Raw genomic sequence first — 617 nt, 5'->3', positions numbered from 1 at the left:
TCGCGCAGCACCGGGTTCTGGGTGGCGATGCCGACCGGGCAGGTGTCCAGGTGGCAGACGCGCATCATGACGCAGCCGGAGACGACGAGCGGCGCGGTCGCGAAACCGAACTCCTCGGCGCCGAGCAGCGCGGCGATGACGACGTCACGGCCGGTCTTGAGCTGGCCGTCGGTCTGGACGACGATCCGGTCGCGCAGGCCGTTGAGCAGCAGGGTCTGCTGGGTCTCGGCGAGGCCCAGCTCCCAGGGGCCGCCCGCGTGCTTGAGCGAGGTGAGCGGGGAGGCGCCGGTGCCGCCGTCGTGGCCGGAGATCAGGACGACGTCCGCGTGGGCCTTGGAGACACCGGCGGCGACGGTGCCGACGCCGACCTCGGAGACCAGCTTGACGTGAATGCGCGCCTTGGGGTTGGCGTTCTTCAGGTCGTGGATGAGCTGGGCGAGGTCCTCGATGGAGTAGATGTCGTGGTGCGGCGGCGGGGAGATCAGGCCGACACCCGGGGTGGAGTGCCGGGTCTTCGCGACCCACGGGTAGACCTTGTGGCCGGGGAGCTGGCCGCCCTCGCCGGGCTTGGCGCCCTGGGCCATCTTGATCTGGATGTCGTCCGCGTTGACCAGGTA

1 protein-coding gene is annotated in these 617 nt (G+C 70.7%); it reads right to left on the bottom strand.

Going from position 1 to position 617, the window contains the following annotated elements; genetic code table 11:
• Positions 1-617, bottom strand: a 617-nt coding sequence (locus tag G6W55_RS38120) for a glutamate synthase-related protein (RefSeq protein WP_175525118.1), incomplete at both ends; no start/stop codon positions are given.

Source organism: Streptomyces sp. CAI-85, assembly GCF_013363615.1.
GTDB lineage: Bacteria > Actinomycetota > Actinomycetes > Streptomycetales > Streptomycetaceae > Streptomyces > Streptomyces antibioticus_B.
Note: the sequence above shows the minus strand (reverse complement) of the source record. Positions and strands in the feature narration are given on the sequence as shown.